Below are 22,644 nucleotides of genomic sequence, written 5' to 3' on the forward strand. Positions count from 1 at the left end.
AAGGGGTTGGGAGGCCAACCAGGCATTGAAGTTGGCCTGTACCCGCTCCGGAAAGGGGATTAACTCGTTGTCCTGGTACATTGTTGGTGGCATGCCTGTTCTGCAGCGACGTGTTCCTTTGCTCTCACGCGGCATGCCTCGTCGGCTTGACCGCCAGGGTGATGTGCTCGGCATCCTGAAGGGCCTTGATGACGGCGAAGAGGTTTCCCGCCGTGGGGTTGCCTTTGGGGCCGAGCATGCGCTGCAGGCTCTTGGGGGGGATGCCGGTGGCCTCCGCCAGGCGGTCGAAGGTGATGGTGGCGTTGACGTAGTCGCGCAGCATCGCCTTGCCGGTGGCGAGGTCGCCGGCGAGGAGCTCGTTGATGGCCTCGGTGAGCATGGCGGCGCGGTAGCGCGCGTCTGCCCGGGCACGGGCCTGGATGGTGTGGCGGAATTCGCGAGTGACGGCCATGGCGTTCACCTCTTGTCGCGCGCCTTGTAGTCGCGCCAGCGTCGTTGGGCCAGGCGGATGTCGGCGCCCTGGCCTTTCTTGGTCCCGCCGCCGAGCAGTATGACCAGCCGGCCGCCCTGCTGGCCGATGTAGATGCGGTAGCCGGGACCGGCGTGGATCCGGTACTCGGCCACGCCCTGGCCCACCGGCTTCACGTTGGAGAGGTTGCCCTGCTCCATGCGGTACAGGGCCGTGGTGACCTTTGCCGCCGCCGCGGGGTCGAGCCGGGCAAACCACCTGGCAAACGGCGAGGCCCCGTCCGGGTCCAGGTATTCGACGACTTTCCTTGTCGAAATCATAAGGTAACTTATCGGTTACTAATGTCAACCCGCTTAAATTGGCGTGGCGCACGCCTCACGCGGCGAGGCCCTCGTTCAGCTGCTCGATGATCGTCTCGAGCTCATTGCCGAACAATTGGTGGACCCTTCCCAAGCCGCCCTCCTGGGCGAAGGGCGCGTACTCGAAATCATCCGGCTCGATGCCCAGATTCGCGGCGATGTGGTCCCGGATCATCTCCAGCCAGTGAATTTGCTCCGGGCTGAACGGTTCTGGATTCCGGCCTTCGCCGGAATGACGTGTTTGTTGTTGCGTCGCCAGCCAGGCATTGAAGTTGGCCTGCACCCGCTCGGGGAAGGGGATCAGTTCGTTGTCCTGGTGGATGGCGAAGCGCACCAGGGACACCAGGTCGGTGAGGATGCGCCTGCCGCCGGCGCCCTTGACCCTGGTGTTTTCCAAAGCGGCATAGGCCTGCCATAGCTGGGATTCGGTCCACAGGTGGGGCGGGGCCTGAATCTGGTCGGCCAGTTCCTTGATGTCGTCGAAGTTCAGGCGGGCCCTGTAGGGTTTGCTGTAGAGGATCTGCAGGGCGGTGATCTCGTCCTTGTGGTCCTCGATGAACTGCTCGAAGGACTGGACGACGCCCCGGGCGCGCTCGGTGGCCTCCGCGCTGAAGCCGGCCTCGATGACCTCGTCCTGGCTGACGTGGTCGAGGGTGATCTCGTTTTTCTTCTTCACGTCGACCAGCAGCGCTCGCAGCCCGGGGTCGTACAGGGGCTTGACGGCCTGCTGGATGATCTTGTCCCTGGCGGCCTGCAGGATCTCGTTGCTGACGGGCTGGTCGCTGTCCGGCGGTAACCCCAGGTCGGCCCTGGCCTGCTCCAGGTGACGGTCGGGATTAATGGCCTCCACCAGTCGGCGGCTGAGGTCGTTGAGCCCTAAGCCTTGGGCCAGTTCGCGGATTTTGTTGTCGTCGTCCTCGCTCAAGCGATGCTCCATGCGGGCCAGACGGCCGGCGATGGAGGTGAGCACGGCCTCTTCGGTGTTGCCGAAGCTCACCGCCTGGAGCAGCTTTTCGAAGGAGACTGACTTTTTCTGGTCCAGGGGCCGGGAGTCCGTCTTGTCCTGCTCGCAGACCCCGACGGCGTCCACGATGACGAAGTGGTTCTTTATTTCCGCGTCCGGGGTGACGGCCCTGAGGTCGTCGCCCCGGATGACCCGCACGCCGCGGCCCTTCATCTGCTCGAAGAAGGAGCGGGACTTGACGGCGCGCATGAAGACCACGATCTCCACGGGCTTGATGTCCGTGCCGGTGGCGATCATGTCCACGGTGACGGCGATGCGCGGGAAATAGGTGTTACGGAAGTCCTTGATCAGCTGCTTGGGTGTAGCGCCGGTGGTACGGTAGGTGATCTTCTGAGCGAAGTCGTTTCCCTTGCCGAACTCCTCGCGCAGGATCTCGACGATGTTCTCGGCATGGTTGTCGTCCTTGGCGAATACCAGGGTCTTGGGGACCTCGGTGCGCCCGGGGAAGATCTCAGTCGGGAGCTTCTCCTTAAAGGTGCGCACCACGGTGCGGATCTGGTCCGGCGTGACCACGTCGCGGTCGAGTTGCCTGGCCTCGTAGCTCAGGTCTTCGTCCAGTTCCTGCCAACGTTTCTGCCGGGTCTCGCGGTCCTGCTGCTCCACGTAGTAACCGGCCTCGACCCTTGAGCCGCCCTCTGTGATCTGGGTCTTGATGCGGTAGACGTCGTAGTTGACGTTGACGCCGTCCGCCACGGCCTGCTCGTGGGGGTATTCCATGACCAGGTTCTGGTGGAAGAAGCCGAAGGTCTGCTTGTTGGGGGTGGCGGTCAGGCCGATGAGGTAGGCGTCGAAGTATTCGAGCACCTGGGCCCAGAGGTTGTAAATGGAACGGTGACATTCGTCGGTGACGATGATGTCGAACGCTTCTATGGGAATACCGGGGTTGTACTCAATCGGCGGCTGCTCCTTGAACAGGCCCTCCAGACCCTGCACGGAGATCTCTTCGTCTTCCGCGGGCAGTTCCTTGCCTCTGAGCATGGAGTACATGCGCTGGATGGTGCTGATACAGACCCGCGCCGTGGTGTCGAGGTTGTTGCTGGACAGGCGCTGGACGATGTACTCCTCGCTGAATTTGAAGTTGTTGTAGGGCGAGACGTACTGCTGGAACTCCTTGAGGGTCTGGTCGCCCAGGTTGCCGCGGTCCACCAGGAACAGCACCCGGCGGGCGCCGGCGAACTTAATCAGGCGGTAGATGAAGTTGATGGCGGTGAAGGTCTTGCCCGAGCCGGTGGCCATCTGGATGAGGGCGCGGGGGCGGTTCTCCCTCAGGGACTGTTCCAGGTTCCGGATAGCCGTTATCTGGGCGGGCCACAGGCCTTCCTCGATGAGGCGCGGCAGGTCGTGCAACCGGGCCAGGAAGGTGGGACCCCGGTCGAGGTAATCGCCCGGCGCCTCCCTCACTCCGTGGGCGGCGTCGTCGAGCCACTGGGCCAGGGTGTCCGGCCGGTGGAAGCTGAAGGTCGACCGGGCGCGCGGCTCGGGGTCGAGGCCGTTGGTGAATTTGGTTTCCGCGCCGGTGGACTGGTAGGCGAAAGGCAACGGCTTCTGCCAGGCGGGCAGACCGTCGGGCAGACCCTCCGAATACTTCGTCGACTGGATCTCGACGCCGGTCAGGGTGTGCCCCGCCTTCTTGGCCTCAAGCACCCCGGCGGCCTTGCCATCCACGTAGAACAGATAGTCGGCGAAGCCATGGCCCGATTTCAGCGGGAACTCGCGCACGGCGACTCCGCGCCCGGCCACGATGTTGGCCTCAGAGGGGTAGGTGACGATCCAGCCTGCGGCGCGCAGCAGTCGGTCGATCTCCTCCCTTGCTTTTTCTTCTTCTCCGGTCATTCCGTGGCGCTTGTCCTGGGATAAGCGTAGCCATGCCTTGGTGGACGTTAATCCATAAGCGGCCTGGCAGCTACTCGGCGCGGGGGCGGGAGCGGGGGCCGGGAAAGGGCAGTCGCGCCTCGCCGGGGAGGGCGGCCAAGGCCCAGGGAAATAAGGCCCTGGGAAATATGGTGGGCCGTGTTGGATTCGAACCAACGACCACCTGATTAAAAGTCAATCAACGTGTTAAAACTTGTTCTTTCAAGCGCACGCCAGAAGGCACCGCAGAGTGATCGTAAGTAGATGTTATTGCGCATCTTTTATCCGCTATTGCCTATCATGCGCTACCAAGTCCATACTGCCCCTAACGACGGGATTCTGGTAGCCAAAAGTAGCCAGTTCACGCTTTCCTTATATTGTTCGGACCGCGTGAATGGATTCCAAACGAGCGACCGAGCCCCACCTTTGGACGTACTGATGGAAAACGAGCCATGCCCACGAAACGGATCACGGACAAGACCGTCGCGGCCGCCGCTCCGCAGCAAGGTCGCCCCCGCGAGGCCATCTTTGACGACCTGGTGACCGGGCTGTGTTTGCGAGTGGGGGCCCGTACCCGGCAATGGGTCGTGGTCTATACCCTGGCCGGCCGGAAGCAGTGGGAGACGCTAGGCAAGGCCCGCACCTGCCAGGAAGACGAGCGCCACGGCATGACGGTGGGCGAGGCCCGGGAGGCCGCCAAGAAGGCGCTGGTCGCGGCGGCCAATGGCGATGATCCCCGCGCGCGCCCCGCGGAGATCTTGCCCGAGCATGTCCGGGAAACCTTCGCGGCCGTGAAGGATGACTACATCAAATTTCACGCCAAGCCAAAGCTTAAACCCCGTACCGCCGACTCCTACCGCGGCGAGCTGAATCGGGTGGCTGCAAAGCTCGGCAAGAAACCGATCACCGCCATTTCCCGGCGCGATGTGCTGGACATCACTGATGGCTTCGTGAAGGAAGGCAAGGGCGCCCAGGCACGCTTGGTGTACGCCATCCTTAAGTCATTCTTCAATTGGTGCGTTCAGCGGGGGATCCTCGACGCGTCGCCCATCGCCGGATTGAAGGCACCGGCCAAGGTGCCGCCGCGGGATCGGATCCTGACCGACGACGAGATCAAGGCCGTGTGGTCCGCTGCAGGGCCGCTGGAGTATCCGTTCGGGCCTTTTGTCAAACTACTACTGCTCACCGGCCAGCGGGAGACGGAGCTTGCCCACATGCGGTGGGCCGATATCGACGGTGGCGTCTGGACCATCCCCGACACCAAGCGCGGTACGATACACCGCGTTTTCCTGCCGAAGCAGGCCCTGGACATACTGAAACCTCTGCCCCGCTTCACGGGGCCCTATGTCTTTTCCGGGAGCGCAGGCAAAAACCCCGTGTCGGGTTTCTCGAGGGCCAAGCGCCGCTTGGATGCCTTCATGGAAGCGGCGGATACCACCATCGCGCCTTGGCGGTTCCACGATCTGCGCCGCACCGCCGCCTCGGGTATGGCCGCACTCAAGGTGCCACCCCACGTCATTGAGGCAACTTTGAATCACCGGTCGGGGATCGTGTCGGGGATCGCCCGGGTCTACAACGTCCACAATTACGCTGTCGAAAGCGCGAAGGGCCTGGCAAAGTGGGCGCGCCACGTCGAGTGCCTCACCACGAACCAGAAGCCGGGCAAGGTGGTACCGTTAAAACGCGTGGGTGTAGATCTCGAACTGACCTCAACAAGTCAACGTAAGTGATCGATTTATTTCAAGTTGCACGCGGGCTTGGAATTTGCCCAGGCGATACCGATGACACTTTGTCGTGAGGGGGAGCGCAGCAGGAATAAGGAAGGGGCAGTGGACCTCTGGAATAATGTTCGGTGAGAAAGCGAAACCACTGCGGAGGGCTGCCCCAATGCCAGTATTTCACGCCGAGACCCGTCACGCCACTGCGTGCCCTATCAGCCAAAGCCTGGAGCGCCTGAAGGCGCTGCTGCGGGCGCTGCCCGAGCGCGCCGTGGTGCTGGAGGAAATCTGACGGACAACCAACAGCTAAAGTTACGCGACCTGCTGAAATACAACCTCAAAAGTGTGCGCGCCTACTTACTCAAGGAGCAGTTTCAGCAACGGTGGGGGTACCAATCCCCGGTATGGGCCGGCAAGTTCCTGGACGCCTGGTGCACGCAGACCATGCGCTCTCGGATCGAGCCGATGAAGAAGTTTGCCCGTACCATGCGTACCCATCGCGAGCTAGTGTTGAATTATTTCCGCGCTCGAAAGCGATTCTCCAGCGGCGTCGTGGAGGGGTTAAACAACAAGGCGAAAGTCACCATGAGAAAATCATACGGATTCCGCACCTTTCGAGCGACAGAAATCGCCTTGTATCATGCACTTGGCAAGTTGCCGGAGCCAAAACTCGCCCACAGTTTTTACTGACGAGCCGATTATTATACCGATTTGATCTGCTTCTTGTGCATTTTAATGTACTGCGACCAGTTACTGTTTTCCTTTGAGATCTGCGCCTCTACCCGCTTCACCAACAAATCGAAAGGTCGCTCGGCGTCGTACGGTTCGGTCTTGGTGAGAAAAAGATACTTTTCGTGCCGAAGCGCTTCACAAGTAGTGCGATATTCGATCCAATTTTCTTGGAACTTGTAAAATCCCGCGACTGCGCCCGCGGCTGCGATGGTTAAGCCAAGAACTCCCACAGTGAATTTCCTCCAAAAGCCGTCGGGCGCTATGTATCCGGCCAAGAATGGAATTGAGGCGGCAGCAATCAGTTGAAACACTTGAAGACGCTTGAACCATTTCTGATTCCACTGACTCTTGGCGTCATACCACTCAATCTGATCTTCGAGTCGATCGCGAAGATAATGCTCTTCGTCCATATGCGTTACGGACATTTTCTATTGTTCGAAAAGCGCTCGCGTTTGTTCACTATCTTTCTCGCGAGCGTTGTCCTTGCGTCAAATGCCTCTTCTACGATGCCATTGAATCCACTCTGAGAACTAGGGTATTTGTAGAACTTAGCGTATCCGGAGTCGACGTTCGCCTGAACTCGCTCTGGAAGAGACCTGAAGCTTTCCGCGAGCTGAATGGCGACGAGGCCGTTAGGGAAACCGTCAGCTGGCTGCCGAAGTGATGCCTGGACCTCCCAATCCACGTAACGGCGCGCACATGTGCATTGACCGATCAACACCAATGTTACCGTTGAGTCTTCGAGATATAGTTGGCGGATTCGACGCATCACATAGTCGGTATCATTAGAACCGATGATGTCATCAGTCATCTCCATCCCGCGTCGGATGAAATTTGCGCCAAAGGTTTGGATAAAGCGATCGACCACCGGCTTGTCCGCCTGGTGGTACGAAACAAAGCATTTTCGTCGGACTGCCATGGTGGTTCTCCCTTAATCGGTATAACGCTTCAGTTCATCGACGGGCCTCTGCAACCGATGGTTAGGCGTCATGCGGCTCACCATTAAATTTCGTCCTCGAATCTTGTCAACTGATTCTCTGAGATATCACGACTCTTGATGTAAACCATCAACTCTGGAACACCTCCAGAGCGTGCGGATAGGTTGAACTGAAGGCGACCATGCCACCTCGCACTTGGGTTGATGCCCACGCACTCAATGAGCCCTGCCCGCGAGGCAGTATTCAGCGGACTAAGGTTGGCTCCTGCGCAGTTCAGTCGCCTGACTTTGATCGCGGGCATGCACTCCGCGTCGGACACGCCGCCTAGATGTTCTAAGTCTGCGATGTCGGTACGTGGGGCGAACGTAGCAGTGGTCCACACCGTTGCACGGACATCTTCCGCCGCAGCGCATTCGTGATCGGTTAGCGAGCCCATGCGACGCCCTGGTCGACTTGCTGGAGCAAGAGCAGCCGAGATCGGTTCGGGTCGACCGCTTTGTGCAGGAACATCGCTTCGAGGCGTTTCGCGAGTGCTCTCGCCGTGCGCAGGGGCATCATCATGAAAGCGAGGATGTTCAATGCAGCGGCGCTGAACAGCAATGCCCAACGGCCCTTGGGGACTCGATGCCGTTGGCTGCGCAGACGTTTTCGCACGGCATCAAGCAACTGCCGGCTAACCAGCAACGTGATGATGTTCGACAGGACGAGCGCCTCTACGACCAAGGCCTTGCGGGTTGGGAGCTCGGCGAGACGGTAATGCGACTTCAGTTCTTTGAAGATCAACTCCAACTGCCAGCGACAGGCGTAGACCTGAACCAGCGACTCTGCATCGAACTCCTCGGCCGGGATGTTCGTGAGGTAGAACCAGTAGCCCGCCGTGTGCGGGTCGCGCACGCCAATCAGCCGAAAGCGGCGCCGATGGGTACCCCGTTGACCGTCGTAGACCCCGCGCTTGAACTGAACTTCCACCTCGACGTCGAGCGCAATGCGCCGCAACTTGCCGGCGACGCCATTGAGGCGGTCGCCTTCGAGGGCGATGCTGCGCCCACGCCACAGTCGGTTCACATCGACGATGAGCGGATTCGCTCCCGCCGGCACACGGGTGAGGAAGTACCCGCCGTTTCCGTCAATGCAATCAGAGAGTTGGTATCGGAGATAGCCGAGGTCGAAGAGCAGCAATCGGCCCCCGACCCACCGCCCCATGCGCAGACTGCGGTGGTCGTTCGCACGCTCTCCTGTGAACTTGACCTTCTCCAGCCCCGCGCCCATCACGCTCATCACCAGATGCAGCTTCTCCGCCGCAGGGTTGGCGTTGGCGCGCGTGCCCGGATAGCGCCGGGCGAGCAGTCGATGCAGCTTCACCACGCTCGCATCGGTGACCACCACGTCGGCAAACTTCGCCAGCAGGCCGCGAACCGCCGGCTCGTGCTCGGCCACCTGGCCGCACCACCCAGTGACCACCGCCCGCAGGAATCGCACCAGCTCCGGAGTAAACCGGTCGTAGAACGCCGACAGCACCAGCGAAGTGCCCGTCGCGCACTGATACATCCGCCGAAGGCCTGCCAGGGTACGCTCTCGTCCCGTCGCGTAACCCAGCACCAGCGTCCACAGCATCGCGCTCGGTTCGACCTTGCGGCGACGGCGAACCATCCCGCTCTCGTAGGCGAGGCGCTCGATCTCCGCCTTCGGCAGCACTCTGGTCAACGTCTCTCGGACCCCAGTAGACTTCGCTCGGGCTACGGCCACTCCTCTGTGCCGGTTGAAGCTTCAGCAACTCCAATCAGATCAGAGGCCGTGGCCATCTTCAAGTTCTTGATTCCTAGTGAATCACGCCGCTATCCGAACACCAATGCGTCTGGGCGCCCCTGGAGGCGGCGTTCAACGAGGCCTTCGGGCGCGGGGGAGCGGGCGACATGAGCTACACGCGGGACGTAGACATCTTCTGGGACGCCTTCCGCCTCATGCAGGGCGACGCCTGTTACATCAAGAACGACTTGCCCAACGTGACCTTAGTCCAGCTTTAAGCCCATTACTTGATTTTACAGGAAATCTAATGAGACTTCGAACGGCGCACGAACTTTTGCGAGCTCAATTAGCTCTCGCCCACCGATAGGTAACACTCTCCACAATTCGATGACCCCGAATACGTCAGCAACTGTGATTACTTGCGCATCGTCGGAGAGATGTCCCCCTTCGCCATATAGTTTTGCGTTTGACCAAAGCACGTTACCAACGTCGGTATCCACCAGTGCCACCACCGTCCTATCCAGCCGCCTTCCGTTCAAGAGGGCAAGGGGTCGGGTCCGTGACACGTTCACGGACTTGTTTTCAAGTTTCTCCAGCCCGACGTCGATCACGGGCTGGGACTGGCCCGCAACGTATTTAGCCAAGCCATTAAACGCGAGAATGTATAGAGTCGGCTGGTCCTGGTACTCGATGACCGCGTCGAGTTGAATACTTTGTTGGGCACGAGGCCCAACCTGGAACACAGTTACTTGGTCCGGACCACCACTCACTTGACACGTTGCCTCTTCACATACGATCAGGAAACGCTGGTCGTTGCTCTCCGTAATGTCCGAGGTGAAGAGACGCCCATCTTCGAAGAGGCTGAATTCATATCCGCTCTCGGGGAGACTCACACCGCTCGATTCAACAAGCCCCTTCCGCCACCAGCTGAGGCGACAGGATCGCCTTGATCGCAGCACGGGCGCAGACGAATACGCGCTTCCGAGAAGCGGAAGCTCCTTCACGAAGGTGAATACTGCAAGTTGTTGCCCGTCAAAGAGGGGGTATACGGCGCAAATAGGCTGTGCGAACGTACGTTGCGCCGCGATCTGCCCTGTCTCAGCAGGAATCTCCACCAAAGTTTTGTCGGAGAAACAATATGCAGTCGAGCCGGTTGCCGTGAGCCGGCAACCCTTCGTCTTCGACGCCGAGTGATCTTGAAACACTGGATCTGGCTTGGCTTCTTTGTAGAGCGTGTACTCCGACACGCCCTCTTTAGACACTGCGGCTACTAGCATCAGCCTGGACGCAATGTCAATATGGTCGACGCGGTAGGCCCGTGCGTCCCACAAATGGCGCCAGGTTATGGAGTCAAATACACTATAGCCGTCTCGATGGTTGACCGCAATGATCCTTTCCTCACCGCCAAACAATTGAGCAAGTCCTTGCCCGTAGTCGAGTTTAAGCGGGAGAGGATGCTCGAAGAGCAATTCATTGGTCGAGAGTTCGAACACTTTAAGCCCGGATTCTGTCAGCACCGCAAGTTGTGCTTCGGAGATTAATCTATGGTCGACAATGCTGTCTGCGGCTGTCTCGACCACAGTTTCCGGCTGTTCTGGCCTGGTGCGATGGACAACTACCATCTCACTCCCGGTTACCGACACGAGGTCGCTTGAAGGTGAGAACTGTGTGCGCAATGAGAAGCGTGAGCCGAGAGCTCTGTCGTACGGCGTTTCAAACGAGGTCAACACCTCCTCCGACCACGGGTCCACGACGAGTGTGACGATCCTGGTTACAGACTCGGATTGCACGCTCACTGCAAGGAGATTTGTGTCCTCCGAAAACACCAGTTCGCTCGCAAGCAGTGGCCGATCGAAAAGCGATATTTCCGCTAACAGCTTATCCCGAAACCGGACATAGAGGACGCCGTCGCGTGACAATACAGCCAAGTACTTCCCGTCGGTAGAGATACCGTAAGAGCTTACGTTTTTGACTGTCCATGGCTCATATTTCTCGCGCAGAAAAACGAAGGTCACGTCACCGTGTTGTCCGGCCGTAGACCCCGATTTCAGCAAAAGCACGTCCGGCGTGGCCAGTTGCGGCTTTAGCTGCCTACCAGCCTCCAAGCCCGTACTCAACTCCACCTGGATAGGGGCCCCTTTCTCGTCCTTGCTAATCTCATAGACCCCCCCAGCTTTCTCGGCAACGACGAAGCCGTTGCGATCTTTGTGGCAGTCCACAGCAACGTCTTGTAGGACCTTCCACCGCTCGTAGCCACCCTTAGCGGCGGTAAAAATAGTGATCCTGCCGGTCATGCCTAGTTGATTCCTCGGTGCCAACAAGAGGAACTCTGCCCCGTGGCAGGCAAGAATGAGATCTTTCGTCTGCAGATCTTGCTGAAAACTGATGGCTCCGGTATCCCAGTCACGCACCACCACCAGTAACGTCACCAGACAGGCATCCATGTTTGAGAATGTCAAAGATTCGCATTCTGCGGTGCTGGCGTGCTTGGCCTCCACGGTCAAGATTTGCTTACCGGCCTTCGTCTCTAGGATCTGAACGATGTTGTTCGAAATAACAACGGATGCACCTGCGGGCCCTTGCCTGACAAGCTTTTTCTGGAGGGAATCGCCCCGCCACACGAGGCGCAAGGTGCCGTCCTCGGTCTCGCCCAGCGCAATTCCACTGCTCCTAGCGTACCCTTCGTCGCGTGAGACGGTTTGCTCCATCAGATCCACCGAATAGGCGTTTCCGTCGCTGGTGTATACTCTGAGCTGCTGGCCCGTTTCGTCGAACGTTGACGAACTGACACCCTTGCTTGAGCGGATCGTTGCCGTGGCAGTGGATAAGTATAGAGCCTTTGATAGTAAGCTCTCGCTAGTTATAACGATCGGTCGGTTCTCGTACTCCGGGTCGTCCGGCAAAGCGGATATGAGCTTGGGTATCGCCGCCCCATAGCGGCCTGCCTGGATGTCTCGTTCGGCCGCTGACGTCAAGGCAATCGAATCCGCCCGCAACTGATCCCACCGACGTTGTTCCATCTCTTGCCATACATATGTCATAAGGACAAGCAGACCCACGGCCCCTGCGGCCAACATAGAGAGCCTGCGATTTCGACGTTTACGTGCTCGCTGGGCAAGGTCGTCATAGCGAATACCCAGGATGAACGCGATGATTTTTAGAAGCGCAGCGTTATTCTCCCGCCATGTCGGGCCAAACTGCACGAAAAGTGGCTGATCAGAAGGATACTCGGCATGGAGCTTAACTTCGTCTGAAGTCCAGGAAGGATGGGATATAACATCCTTTGACGCGTTTCCTGGTCTGATCGGCAGGATTCGGTGGCCTTTCCCCTGCCGACGGAACTCGGTCAACTCCATCTTTACCCACTCTGACGAAATCGAGTTCTCGGTGGCAATCACTAGTAACGTGTCAGATGCCCGCAACGCATCAACGACCGAATTCGTGAGGCTTGGGGCCCCCCCAAACTCTTCGGTGTCGAGAAAGACGGGGGCAACCGTCCTGCCCTTAACATCTGATTTGTTAATCTTCAGGTTTCTTGGAAGCGTGTATCTTTCGAGCTGCTTGTGAAGCCAGCCAGCGAACGTCCTGTCGTGATGACTGTAGCTGATGAATGCGCGATATTTCATCGGGGATATCCTGGGACCAGTTGACTATGAATATGAGACAACAATGTGCGGTGGGTCCGTGGCTGAGCCGCGCTGGCGTTTTCTTAAACCCAGTAGCGGGTCAACTCCAGTCCAAGAGGATCTGTCCCACCCTCGCCGCGGCACCGTTTTCAACCCACGGGTTGATGGCCCAGTAGTAGTCGACGTATTCAGGAAGGACGGTGGAAATGGGGCGTGACGCCAAGGTTGGCCACAATACCCCTGACCATGCCGGATCACGGACGTGTCCGCGGCGAAGCAATCCAGCCAGTCCGTGAGTTCGGGCAGCAGCGCATTCCACTGGCGCGGCTCCAGCGCGGCTCCGTATATCCGGTCGATGAACGATGCTAGGTCCTTGTCCATGTGACGGTGTCACTGAGGCGAATCGGGGTCTTCTTAACTTAAGCAAAGATTCCCACGGTTTTCCATGCTCACCGCACCGTCACCAACCGATCGCCAGTATTTCAGTCGTCCTGGCAACGCGGGCGTCGGGGATTTCCCGATACAGGATTAAGGCAGCAAACCGCTATGGCTGAATGGTTGCGCTATTAGAACAAGCGAAACAAATAGAGAACGAGGTTCGCATCAGCGAATTCTGAAATACTGAGGTTCCCAGATGCGATCGCTTCTGGGAAAAGCGAACATCGCCGCGAATAAAGTAGTCCACCCATCTCGGAGAAGAACATCACCCGTATGGAAGTGATAGGGGGCTGAGCCCGAAGTCTCTAGGTGGACGTCGTACAGCCTCTGCTGCGGCAGCGCTTGGTACCGTGACCGCCAGGTGGCTTTGGGCTCCCACCCTATCACATAGAGGTGCGTGGCGATCTTCTGAATGACTTCAGGATCCTCGATGCCAAAGACCCATTTCAAACACTGGGCCCAAGTCATCGCGGCGCAGCGTTCGACCGGGAAGGCGGGGGGGGGGGACAAGCGGCTCGGCTCCGACTGACCTCATCATACACACCGCCCGGCAGTCGGAGCGGACCACAGGCCTGGCGACACGTCGCTACAAGACGATGACGACACTCCGCCGCGCGCGGGTCACGGCAACGTATAAGCGGTTTCGCTCAATGGGGCTGAGCTTGTTCGGGCCGTCTTTCCCGGACGCAACCCGGACCATCGGTCTGCTTCCAAACAACACGACCCGCTCATAGGTCGCACCCTTGGAGACGCCGATGTTAATCGCTGGAAGGCCCATGGTGTCGTTGGTCTTCTGCCTGCGCAGCACAGTGACCTCGGCTCCGTATATCTGGAGGTACCCGGGTAGTTGAAGGCGAGTCAGTAGGTGGACGCCATCGCCGTCCTCGCCCTCATCGTGGAGGGATGTGGTCGGCTCGTATCCCTCGAAGAGAGCGTCCGCCCAGTCGAGGATCGCCTGGCAGCATCGGTGACTCTCATTCAGCCACTCGATCTGGATGGTCGCAGCCCGCTTTTCGAGCCACGCTACAAAGGACGCCCCCTTGTACTTCTTGTTCTTGTTGCTGTCGTCGGTGAAGTATAGCGCCTGCCGGGGATCGCCCACGAGGTGCACGGTGGGAGGCGTCGCCATCAGCACGTCCAGTAGGTCGAAATCGTGGCCAGCAAGATCCTGCATTTCGTCAATGTAGATCTCGCTATAGATGGAGGCGAGTCGTTCCATCACCTTGCCATCACTGTCCTCGTTGCAGATTAGTGCGAGAGCTGAGGCTCGGTTCTTGTATACGTCACCCTGCTTCGTGAGGTAATAGCTCCGCTGAGTCTTCTTGGCGAATTTCTGCCACGGAGCGTTTTCGAAGAAAAGCGAACGCACAACGCCGATCTGGCCGAGGAAGGCCAGCTGGTACGGATGGCAGAGCTCGTTGATCAGGAACCGATACCACGTGAGGATGTCGACGTTCCGGGGCACGACGCCGCATGCCTGAGCAACTCGACGCTCGATATGATTGCGGTTCTCGATGGTATAGGTAGTGATGAGCACGCGCTTGCCATCGGCCGCGGCGGCGAGGGCACCGTCGATAAGCCTCTGCGTCTTGCCGGACCCAGCGGCGCCGATGGTGGCCGTGTGCCTAGGCGAGGTCATCCAGCGCCTGGGTAATGTACGTCGGCATGGTGAGAGTGCTCTCGGACTCGAAGATGGCTAGTGCCGCGGACGTCTTGTTTGCCTCCATCCACTTCAGGAGGTCGGCGTCGGTGGTGTCCGCGCGGCCGAGCACAGTGTTGAGCGCTTCAAGGCTGCTGGCCGCGAGCAACTGCGGTTCGAGGGTCTTGAGCGTCGTGTCGGCGCCTACCCGCACGGTGATGAAGTCGTGCTCGGTGTACTGGTCGTAGCCGGCGAGGACGTCCGCGTGAGCCTTACCGTCGTTGTCCCTCACCACCACGACGCGCCTCTGCAACGGAACGGCGAGATCCAGGAAGCGCTTGAACGACAGTCCGCGCGTACTGAGGATGTCGACGCCGTCGTGGATAGGCAGCTTTTGGTATCGGTCTTTGTAGGCCCGCTGAAGGATCAGCTCATCCGAGGGGCCCTCGACAAGCACGACCTTCCGGGCAAGCACGAGCCGGAGCGTGTCGTAGCCGGGCAGCTTCTTAAAATAATCCTCGGAGTCTGCACTGAGCTCGGTAATGCGGAGCGATGTACTATCCCCACCCATCAGGATCAGGCTCGCGAGGCCGAGCTTATTGAGGACGTAGGAACTGTGCGTGGTGATGAACACTTGCTTGCCTTCGCACTTTGCGAGGATCTTCTCCAGAAGGATATTCAGCGACGCAAAGGACAGGTGGTTCTCCGGTTCCTCGACCAACATGACGTGCGTGTCGTCAACCTGACGGCTCAAGGCCAGGAGAACCTTCAGTCGGCTTTGCTCTCCCTTACCGACGTATGGAAGGGGGAGCTGGTCGAGGTGTGGTGCGAGGCTGCTCTCCCAGGTTGACCGATGAGAGATGTCGATCGAGAGGCTGAGGCATCGGTCCGACACGTCGCCGTGGGACTCAGTCAGCTTCTCATTGATGGTATTGACAGACCCCTGCGCGGCGAAAGCTTCACGGATGCTGCGGTACTGACGTGAGAGCTCCGCCCGCTCGGGCTTGGTGAGTGTGCTTCCGATTATCTGCTGTAGGTAGTAGTCAGCACCGGACTGCAGCCGGATGGTCGAGGCGTCGATCATGGACACCGTCGCTGGCACGCCCCTTGCGTTGATTGGATTGCCAGAGAACCCGAGCCAGTCGACCCGGTAGTACTCGACGGGGATCAGTTTAAGATCAGTCGGGTCTTGGATGAACTCGTGAAACTCGTCAGCCAGGTCGGGGTCGGGATAGATCCGGATTCGGATGCCCGGACTATCTTCACCAAGGGCGTTGTTCGTTCCTTGAAGCTTCGCAGTGTCTTCGTTCTTCTCCATGAAGAGATCGATGATGATCTCCGGAGGCTCCACCTTCTGGTGGGCTTGAAGCGCAGCGAAGTAGGCGCCGGTTGACTTGCCGTTGAAGTGAAACGGCGAGAGATCTGTGATGATCGATCGGCCGCCGACTCGCCCGGTTAGGGCGAGGCCAATCGCCTCGACGAGGGTTGACTTCCCGCTGTCGTTGTCGCCGACGAGGATGTTGAGACCCTTGTTGAAGTCGAGCGTGTAGTCCTCGTAGCACCGGTAGTTCTTGATGACGATTTTGGAAAGCACGCTCTCTCCAATCCGCTACGCGTCGCAATCAGTCTTTGGCGATCGAGCGACTTCCATCAGATCTTCATGTTGGCAGCGGCGAGCCGTCGCATGACGTTGGCGGTGTCTAAAAGAATGGCACATGGCCAGGGCCCCTCATGAGTGGAGATTTTAGCTGAATAAGGGCGCAAGGTCAGATTTCGCAAGTAGAAGAAGCGAGCGCTTTAGGGAACGCCGGTCCTTCAGCATTTCATGAACTGCTGAAATATTTCGCTCCTGGGAGAAGCGGCCAATCGGGGCGATCTCGATGCGGAAGACAAGGCCTTCATTTTCGATGCCATGCAAAAGCCGCTGTCACCTGACCAGATCGCGGGGCTAGCCGGGAACCAGGAACAGGCCGCCGAACTCTACCTTACCGCGCGCGTCGCTATCGATCCCGAGCACGTCGCCGAGAAAGCCTTCCTGCAAAGCCTGTCGCGCGCGCTGCAGCTACCAGACGCTCTTGTCAGCCATCTCGACGCACAGGTCGCGTAGAAGCTGTAAACTTGAGCAACCCCATCCACCAACCAGATTGCGAGCATGCCATGATCCAGAAACCCGAACGCGACATCGAAAAGGACTACCCGATCGCCGAGTTCATCGACAAGTTGCGCCGCCTTGCCGATGCACTGGAGACCGGGCAGCGCTTTCAGATCCAGATCGCCGGGGAGCGCATCTCGGTGCCGGTGGGTGCCACCTTCAACATCGAACACGAACGCGGCGAAGAGGAGGAAGAGATCGAATTCCAGATCAAGTGGTCTCGGAAAGGCGGTGCATCTTCGACAGATTGAAAAGATCCGGCGCCATGTGTTTCACCCTGTCTGCGCCGGCCGGGAGTAAGATTAGCAGCACGGCACCACATCCTACCGGACGTGATGGTCCCTCTGTTTCCTACATCTTCGCCGACCTGCCGCATCGACTTACCGTGGGGAAAGGGGACGTCAGCGGCTTGGCAATGCCGGGCATTTTAGGGGGGGGAATCCCACCAGGGTAACCGCTAGCCAGGAACCCGGTAACGAGCCTTGCAGTCAGTCCGGTAACGGGCTGGTTGATGTGTAGGTAGTCGGGTGGCCACGGGTGATCGCTCACCCGCGGCTCCCACAGATCCGGACGTGCCCACACAGGCATCCGGCTCCTCGATGTAGCAAACGCTACGGGGCGTACACACTGTGAGCCACGCGTGCAGGCTGGAGAGGGTGGCTCTGGAGCAGGCCCGTGAACTGATCCCAGTTCAGGTAGGCCCGTCCGGAGGGGCCCACAGGGTCGGACCTGCGAAAAAGCAACACAAACCAATGTGTTATGAATGTTATTGGCCCATTGAACGGCCTTTAATCGGGCATTCTCAGCCTGAAACAACGCTTGCGCGCAGAAAAGGGGTCGGTGACAAATGAGAAGTCTTTAGTAGTGTAAATGATTCACATTTGTCAGCGAGCCTTTAATTGGTAGACTTCCCTGCCAGCCGGCGAAGGCAACGTGATCGCATCCCTGCGAAGTCGTCCTGCGGCTCAGGTTATCAGGCCGAGTGGCTATCTCTACAAGTACTTCTTAAACGTGCTCGCCGTCACCGCCACGCTCAGCGCGAACAGCGTCGCGAACGGCAGGACGACGAAGCTCGGGTGCAGGCTGAACGGCAGCGCCAGATAGATCACCCAAGTGAGTACGAGCAGTGGCAGCGCCGAGCGTTTCGCCCAGTGATAGACGAAAGAGCTCTCCCGTCCCCCGCCCCACCGCCGCAGATCCCGCTTCACCAGGCCGTCGACGATGGCGACCAGCGTGAACATCACGAACACCGGCATGGCGAGTGCCAGAACAGCCAGCCGGACCGAAAAGACCTGCGTCACTTGCATCGCGGCGAGCACGTACTCGGCGACCGGCTGAAATGCGCCATGCAGCCGTGACCGCAGCCCCGACTCGCCGGGCACCGGGGCACTGGCGACCCACTCGATGAAGTCGGCGACTCGGGTAAACTCGAACAGGACGTAGTAGGTCTGGTCCGCGACGGTCTTGGTGAACTGGGCGGGATCCGAACTGACCAGGCTGCGGCCGAAGTCCGCCTGGAGGTAGCCGATCTCGGCAGCCAGCATGTCGCGGCTGTGCTCGAGGCCCTCGTCCGGCCACCAGAAGACCATGCCCACCCATTCGATGATCACCGAGAACACCAGCGACAGGATGAGCCATTTGATGCCCTGAGCGACGGTAGTCAGGAGAGTTGATAACAGCCCTTGGCGCACCTCCCGGCGTCTTGGATCTGCGGCGGCCTCAGATCCCACGGTCGCCCTCCCCCGCGACGGGAGGGTCGCCATCGGTAACCGCGTGCCACCAGGTCTCGTTGGCCCGATACCAGTGGTCGTTGGTGATGTAGGTACGCTCCATCTCATCGGCGATGGCCGTCAGGTTCGCCGGCATCGCTGGATCGCCTTTGTCATCGGGTAACGGCATGCGGATCTTCCAGAGTCCTCCGCCTTCGAGCAGCGCGAAGGCCTGGCCCTTCGGGAGTCGGACGAGTTCGGCAGGCGTGAGCATCGGCACCTCGGACACGCTGATGCGATCCTCGTTGCGCGACTGGAAATCGACGCCGGACATGGGATCCGACGAGTCGTTGACGCCGGAGACGTTCATGAGCGTGAACGCTTCGACCCGGGGCAGCTGGTCGGTAAGCATCTCGGCCGTCGCGAGTTCCTTGACCCGCAGCATGATCAGGGTGTTGAAATTACCGGCCACCTGCCCCGCCTTGGCACGGCTGCCGATCTTCGCCTCCACGTCGGACCAGGTCTGGGTGTAGGCGGTCACCTGAAAGCCGGCGCCACCCGCCTTGTTCAGTAAGGGGACGAACTCGTCCCCGATCAGTTCGTTGAACTCGTCGGCGTGCATCGAGATCGTCGGCAAATGGACCGTTTGCGGCGCGGCACCTTCCTCGGCCGGGTCGTGAATACCGTGCTTGTAGATGTGACCGGCCACGGAGACCAGATCGGCGAACATGGAGTTGCCTACGGCACTCGCGACGGTCGTATCAGTGAGTGCATCGAGGCCGACGTAGACGATCCCCTTGCGATGGATCACGTCCAGCCACTCGAAGATCGGCCGGCTGTCGTCGCCGTTCAGGTAATCGGGCGAGATGAGCTCGGCGATCTTGCCGGTGGTCAATTTCTCCATCAGCGGGCCGACGGAGCTCACGATCTTGTCGAAGTAGGTCTTGTCGTACTTGAATGCGGACACGAGGCCATCGAGAACCGGATCATAGAAATCCTGCGCCTGCAGGTAGCGCATCAGGGCGATTGCGTCCCGGTCTCGCCCTTTCAGCGCCGATGAGAGGTTGCGCTCACTGATCTTGCCCGCGATCTCCTCAACCGCCTCGGACCAGCTCTCCTCACCGTTGCGCCGCAGGTGCTCGCGCGCATACTCGACGAACAGGGGCTCGATGTCATTGATGTAGCGACGGATCTGCTGGTAGTCCGGCCGACGCCCGAGTGCCACCAGCGCCCGCGCGATGATATTGACGAAGCGCCAGGCGAATTCCTTGAAGGCGGCCGAGTTGCCCTCGCTGGGCAGCTGGTTCGCGATCCGGGTCGCCACCTCGGTGATCCGCGAGAAGCTGCCGATGGCATTGTACCGCGCCGAAGTTTGAGGGAAGCCGAGATGAAACAGGGTGAAGTCCCTGGCGCGTCCGGCCCGCCTGGCCTCGGCGTAGACACGGCGCAGCAAGTCGGCATCACCCTTCGGATCGAAGACGATGACGACGTCACCGCGGCGGATATCCTGGGTGATGAGGATCTCGGCGAGCCGGGTCTTGCCGACCCGGGTCGTACCGAGCACCAGGGTGTGACCGACGCGCTCGCCGAGATCCATCCAGACGTCCTGCTCGTCGGGCTCGACGGCATGCAGTGCCGGCGTGCCGCCGACCGCCGGCAGGGGCTTGAGGGGATTCCACCCTCTGGGCTGGCGCAGCAGCCAGGCCACGACCTTGAGTACCGGCACCGATTCCCAGGCCACCTCTTTCCGCCGCGCCCACTGGTAGAGCGGACCCGGCTGCACGTAGTGCTGCACTTCGGGACGGAGGGTGTCGCGCAGGCGCTGGGTGTGGCGCTGGGTCCAGCGAAAGCCGCGCCCGAGAAACAGCTTGTGGCGGCTGAGGGGAATGCGATGGGCCCGGAGCGTGTAGCTCGGCAGGCGGCGCATGTTGCGCTGGTAGCGCAGGACCCGCCACGCCTGGCGGGTACGCACAAACGCCAAGAGGAACAATGCCGCAGCCGCGGCCATGGCGACACCCGGCGGCATCATCAATGCCCAGGGCGCCAGCAGGGCCATCATTCCCGTTGCTGCCGCGACCAGGGCCGACCAGAGTTCCACCGGCGGGCGCAGCAGCGCCTCGACGGGATGCGGACTCATTGCTCGATGCCGCGCCGGGAGATCAGGACCGGGATGTGCTTCAGGCCCAGGATCTCCGCGATGTCCGTCGCGGACGCCGGCAGGATCGGCAGGCCCCGCGCGATGGTGGCGATGGCCTCGAGATCTGCCGCGGACTCCGCATTGACCAGCAAGCCGACCCCATGGATCGCCGCGAGCCGCTCCCGATGCGTCTCCAGCCACTGGCGCGACAGGGGATCGGCGCCGATCAGGAAGAGTGGTCGCGGCAGCGTCGCCCCATTGGGGAGAGATAACGGACGCGGTGACACCGGCCCTGGTGTCAGCGCCGGCGTGCGGATCGGGAGCAGGCGCGTCAGATCGGCCGCGCCCAGACTGACTTCGGGCTGTGCCTGGACCGGGGCTGCCGGCGGCCGCTCACTGAAGGCCTCCAGGTACGGTGCGAGGGGCGCGGTGGCGCCGCTGTCGTAGATGACCGTGAGTTCTGCGCAGGCGACAGCGGACCACAGGCCGAGGGTCGCCGGGAGGATCCTTACCGTTCGCGCCATTCGCATCCGGGGATTACCCCATCGCCGTGACGCGGGACCAGATCCGCTCCACCCGCTCACGGTAGCGGGCCGCCCGATCGGCATCATTCGGCGCGTGATAGCAGCCGACCGCCGCCCACCAGTCGCCCCGTGCCCGGTAACAGTCGGCGAGGACCCCCGCGCCTACGGCGAGGTTATGGTAGGGATCGATGGCCGCCTCGACCGAGCGCAAAGCTGCCTTGTGGTATGCCCAATTGATCTGCATGAGGCCGATATCGACCGATCGGCGCCCTTCGGCGAGCGCCTCGCGCGCGGCGACCACCGCCGCCTGGCGAGTGGGAAAGTAGCGCCCCTTGCCCTGTATGTTGAGGGTCCAGGGCCACGGCCGGGTGGTGCGCAGGTGTTCGACGTGTTGGCCACTCTCGGCGAGCGCGACGGCGTAGAACAGCGCGCTCGGGATCCCATGGGCCACCGCGACGCGGCGGTACCCTTCGGGCACGCCGTTTTCCGAAACAGGGGTGGCGGCGAGGGCCGAAGGTGACGCCACCCCGATCGCCACCAGCGCAAGAAAGGAGCGGGCGTGCGGTCTCACAACGCCGATCCCGACAGTGGCGTGACGGACTCACCCCGGCGGCGCATCAGGACGGGGAGATCACCTCGCCCGGGCGCGACGCGCTTGAGGGCGCCCCCGTCGAAGTTCAAAGTCACGCGTCGCGTGGTGACCCACTCGGGACGGATCCCGCGCTCGATTGCCCAGTTCCGAATGGCACTTTCGTCGCCCACTGCGATCTCGCTCAAGAAGACATCGACGCCGTCCAGGCGGTCGAGTCTCGCCAGCACCCGCGCGAGCAACGCATCGCAGGCGGCACAGTCCGGACGCGCGAACAGCAACACCCGATCGGTGCGCCGTAGTTCCTCGTCACCGTCGGTCTGAACCGGCAGGCGCGCGACGTCGATGAGGGTCTGGTTCGGGAACAGCAGGCGCGCCGCGTCGTCGTAGGCCCGCTGGAAGGCGAGGATACGCTCGGCGTCCTCACGCATCATCACGGCCCACTGCTCGGCGTACTGGCGGCGCTCGGCCTCATCGCGTGCGTGGATGCCGAGGACCTCTATCGGCGAGATGGTCCCGGGGCTGATGCTGCCGCGGATCCCTTCCATGAGCGTCCGATAGCGCTGCCACTCGGCTGCCGACAAGTCCCAGAGCCCGGCCCGGGCCCGCTCGTGCTCGGTGAGCGGCGTGCGCTCCAGGAGGGTCGCACTCGTCGTGGTGTTCCCTGATGGGGTGTTGGCCGGATCGGCGGCCCAGCTTGGGCTCGCGATCAGCGACAGCATCGTGCCCACCGTGGCGAAGACGAAGGTCCTATTCATCGCACGCGGCCTCCATGTTGCCGGCCGGGTCGCTACTCGTCCGTCGCTGGTAAGGCACGGTGAGGTCGCGATACGCCGGGTCGTGTTGATTACAAGCCGGGCGGACCACTGGCTCAGACATCTCCAGGGCAGACGGCTGCGTCTGTTGGTTGGCCGGTGGTGGGGATTTATCGGGCGGCACGCCGCTTGCGGACAAAATGCCGAGGATGATCAGAATGGCGATGAAGGCTTCCAT

20 protein-coding genes are annotated in these 22,644 nt (G+C 60.6%); 5 read left to right on the top strand and 15 right to left on the bottom strand.

What is annotated here, in order from left to right:
* Positions 1 to 124 precede the first annotated feature (124 nt).
* The 3 genes from U5S82_07110 to U5S82_07120 are packed head-to-tail and all read right to left on the bottom strand — an operon-like array spanning position 125 to position 3,685.
* Complete coding sequence (locus tag U5S82_07110; protein ID MDZ7751418.1) at positions 125 to 451, bottom strand: transcriptional regulator; 327 nt, start codon at positions 449 to 451, stop codon at positions 125 to 127.
* Between the two features lie 5 nt (positions 452 to 456).
* Entirely contained in the window at positions 457 to 789 is a 333-nt protein-coding gene (locus tag U5S82_07115; GenBank protein MDZ7751419.1) for a type II toxin-antitoxin system RelE/ParE family toxin, read from the bottom strand.
* Positions 790 to 844: 55 nt separating this feature from the next.
* The gene (locus U5S82_07120; protein ID MDZ7751420.1) at positions 845 to 3,685 is read right to left on the bottom strand and encodes a type I restriction-modification enzyme R subunit C-terminal domain-containing protein; all 2,841 of its coding nucleotides are present in this window, start codon (positions 3,683 to 3,685) and stop codon (positions 845 to 847) included.
* 470 nt (positions 3,686 to 4,155) lie between these two features.
* Between U5S82_07120 and U5S82_07125 the strand changes: the two genes are divergently transcribed.
* From U5S82_07125 to U5S82_07135, 3 genes are all read left to right on the top strand, one after another.
* Positions 4,156 to 5,433, top strand: coding sequence for a tyrosine-type recombinase/integrase (locus U5S82_07125; GenBank protein ID MDZ7751421.1), 1,278 nt, complete (start codon positions 4,156 to 4,158; stop codon positions 5,431 to 5,433).
* Between the two features lie 157 nt (positions 5,434 to 5,590).
* On the top strand, positions 5,591 to 5,713 hold the full coding sequence (locus tag U5S82_07130; protein ID MDZ7751422.1) for a hypothetical protein: 123 nt from the start codon (positions 5,591 to 5,593) through the stop codon (positions 5,711 to 5,713).
* A 32-nt stretch (positions 5,714 to 5,745) separates the two neighbouring features.
* Positions 5,746 to 6,111 carry a transposase gene (locus U5S82_07135; GenBank protein ID MDZ7751423.1) on the top strand — a complete coding sequence of 122 codons (366 nt, stop codon included), beginning with the start codon at positions 5,746 to 5,748 and terminating at the stop codon, positions 6,109 to 6,111.
* Positions 6,112 to 6,122: 11 nt separating this feature from the next.
* Here U5S82_07135 and U5S82_07140 read toward each other — a convergent pair whose 3' ends face one another.
* The 6 genes from U5S82_07140 to U5S82_07165 form a co-directional block, all read right to left on the bottom strand.
* Complete coding sequence (locus U5S82_07140) at positions 6,123 to 6,563, bottom strand: DUF4231 domain-containing protein (protein MDZ7751424.1); 441 nt, start codon at positions 6,561 to 6,563, stop codon at positions 6,123 to 6,125.
* Between the two features lie 5 nt (positions 6,564 to 6,568).
* Positions 6,569 to 7,072 carry a TIR domain-containing protein gene (locus tag U5S82_07145; GenBank protein MDZ7751425.1) on the bottom strand — a complete coding sequence of 168 codons (504 nt, stop codon included), beginning with the start codon at positions 7,070 to 7,072 and terminating at the stop codon, positions 6,569 to 6,571.
* Between the two features lie 442 nt (positions 7,073 to 7,514).
* Positions 7,515 to 8,786, bottom strand: a complete 1,272-nt coding sequence (locus tag U5S82_07150; protein MDZ7751426.1) for an IS4 family transposase — start codon at positions 8,784 to 8,786, stop codon at positions 7,515 to 7,517.
* A 344-nt stretch (positions 8,787 to 9,130) separates the two neighbouring features.
* Positions 9,131 to 12,463: a toll/interleukin-1 receptor domain-containing protein gene (locus U5S82_07155; protein MDZ7751427.1), complete on the bottom strand. Its 3,333-nt coding sequence runs from the start codon at positions 12,461 to 12,463 to the stop codon at positions 9,131 to 9,133.
* Positions 12,464 to 13,487: 1,024 nt separating this feature from the next.
* A complete protein-coding gene (locus U5S82_07160) occupies positions 13,488 to 14,540 on the bottom strand; it encodes a UvrD-helicase domain-containing protein (protein MDZ7751428.1) in 1,053 nt (350 codons plus the stop codon).
* A complete protein-coding gene (locus tag U5S82_07165) occupies positions 14,527 to 16,134 on the bottom strand; it encodes an AAA family ATPase (GenBank protein MDZ7751429.1) in 1,608 nt (535 codons plus the stop codon). The genes U5S82_07160 and U5S82_07165 overlap by 14 nt, the downstream gene beginning before the upstream one ends.
* Before the next feature lie 255 nt (positions 16,135 to 16,389).
* Between U5S82_07165 and U5S82_07170 the strand changes: the two genes are divergently transcribed.
* The gene (locus U5S82_07170) at positions 16,390 to 16,647 is read left to right on the top strand and encodes a DUF533 domain-containing protein (protein ID MDZ7751430.1); all 258 of its coding nucleotides are present in this window, start codon (positions 16,390 to 16,392) and stop codon (positions 16,645 to 16,647) included.
* Positions 16,648 to 16,697: 50 nt separating this feature from the next.
* On the top strand, positions 16,698 to 16,943 hold the full coding sequence (locus U5S82_07175) for an amphi-Trp domain-containing protein (protein MDZ7751431.1): 246 nt from the start codon (positions 16,698 to 16,700) through the stop codon (positions 16,941 to 16,943).
* Between the two features lie 741 nt (positions 16,944 to 17,684).
* Here U5S82_07175 and U5S82_07180 read toward each other — a convergent pair.
* The 6 genes from U5S82_07180 to U5S82_07205 all read right to left on the bottom strand — a co-directional run bounded on the left by U5S82_07180 (position 17,685) and on the right by U5S82_07205 (position 22,644).
* Complete coding sequence (locus U5S82_07180; protein MDZ7751432.1) at positions 17,685 to 18,383, bottom strand: TIGR03747 family integrating conjugative element membrane protein; 699 nt, start codon at positions 18,381 to 18,383, stop codon at positions 17,685 to 17,687.
* Positions 18,384 to 18,411: 28 nt separating this feature from the next.
* Positions 18,412 to 20,538, bottom strand: coding sequence for a type IV conjugative transfer system coupling protein TraD (gene traD, locus U5S82_07185; GenBank protein ID MDZ7751433.1), 2,127 nt, complete (start codon positions 20,536 to 20,538; stop codon positions 18,412 to 18,414).
* A complete protein-coding gene (locus U5S82_07190; protein MDZ7751434.1) occupies positions 20,535 to 21,068 on the bottom strand; it encodes an integrating conjugative element protein in 534 nt (177 codons plus the stop codon). Before U5S82_07190 ends, traD begins: the two co-directional genes overlap by 4 nt.
* 7 nt (positions 21,069 to 21,075) lie before the next feature.
* Complete coding sequence (locus U5S82_07195; GenBank protein ID MDZ7751435.1) at positions 21,076 to 21,540, bottom strand: lytic transglycosylase domain-containing protein; 465 nt, start codon at positions 21,538 to 21,540, stop codon at positions 21,076 to 21,078.
* Positions 21,541 to 21,629: 89 nt separating this feature from the next.
* On the bottom strand, positions 21,630 to 22,409 hold the full coding sequence (locus U5S82_07200; protein MDZ7751436.1) for a TIGR03759 family integrating conjugative element protein: 780 nt from the start codon (positions 22,407 to 22,409) through the stop codon (positions 21,630 to 21,632).
* A complete protein-coding gene (locus U5S82_07205; protein MDZ7751437.1) occupies positions 22,402 to 22,644 on the bottom strand; it encodes a hypothetical protein in 243 nt (80 codons plus the stop codon). The genes U5S82_07200 and U5S82_07205 overlap by 8 nt, the downstream gene beginning before the upstream one ends.

It is taken from the genome of Gammaproteobacteria bacterium (assembly GCA_034522055.1).
GTDB lineage: Bacteria > Pseudomonadota > Gammaproteobacteria > JAABTG01 > JAABTG01 > JAABTG01.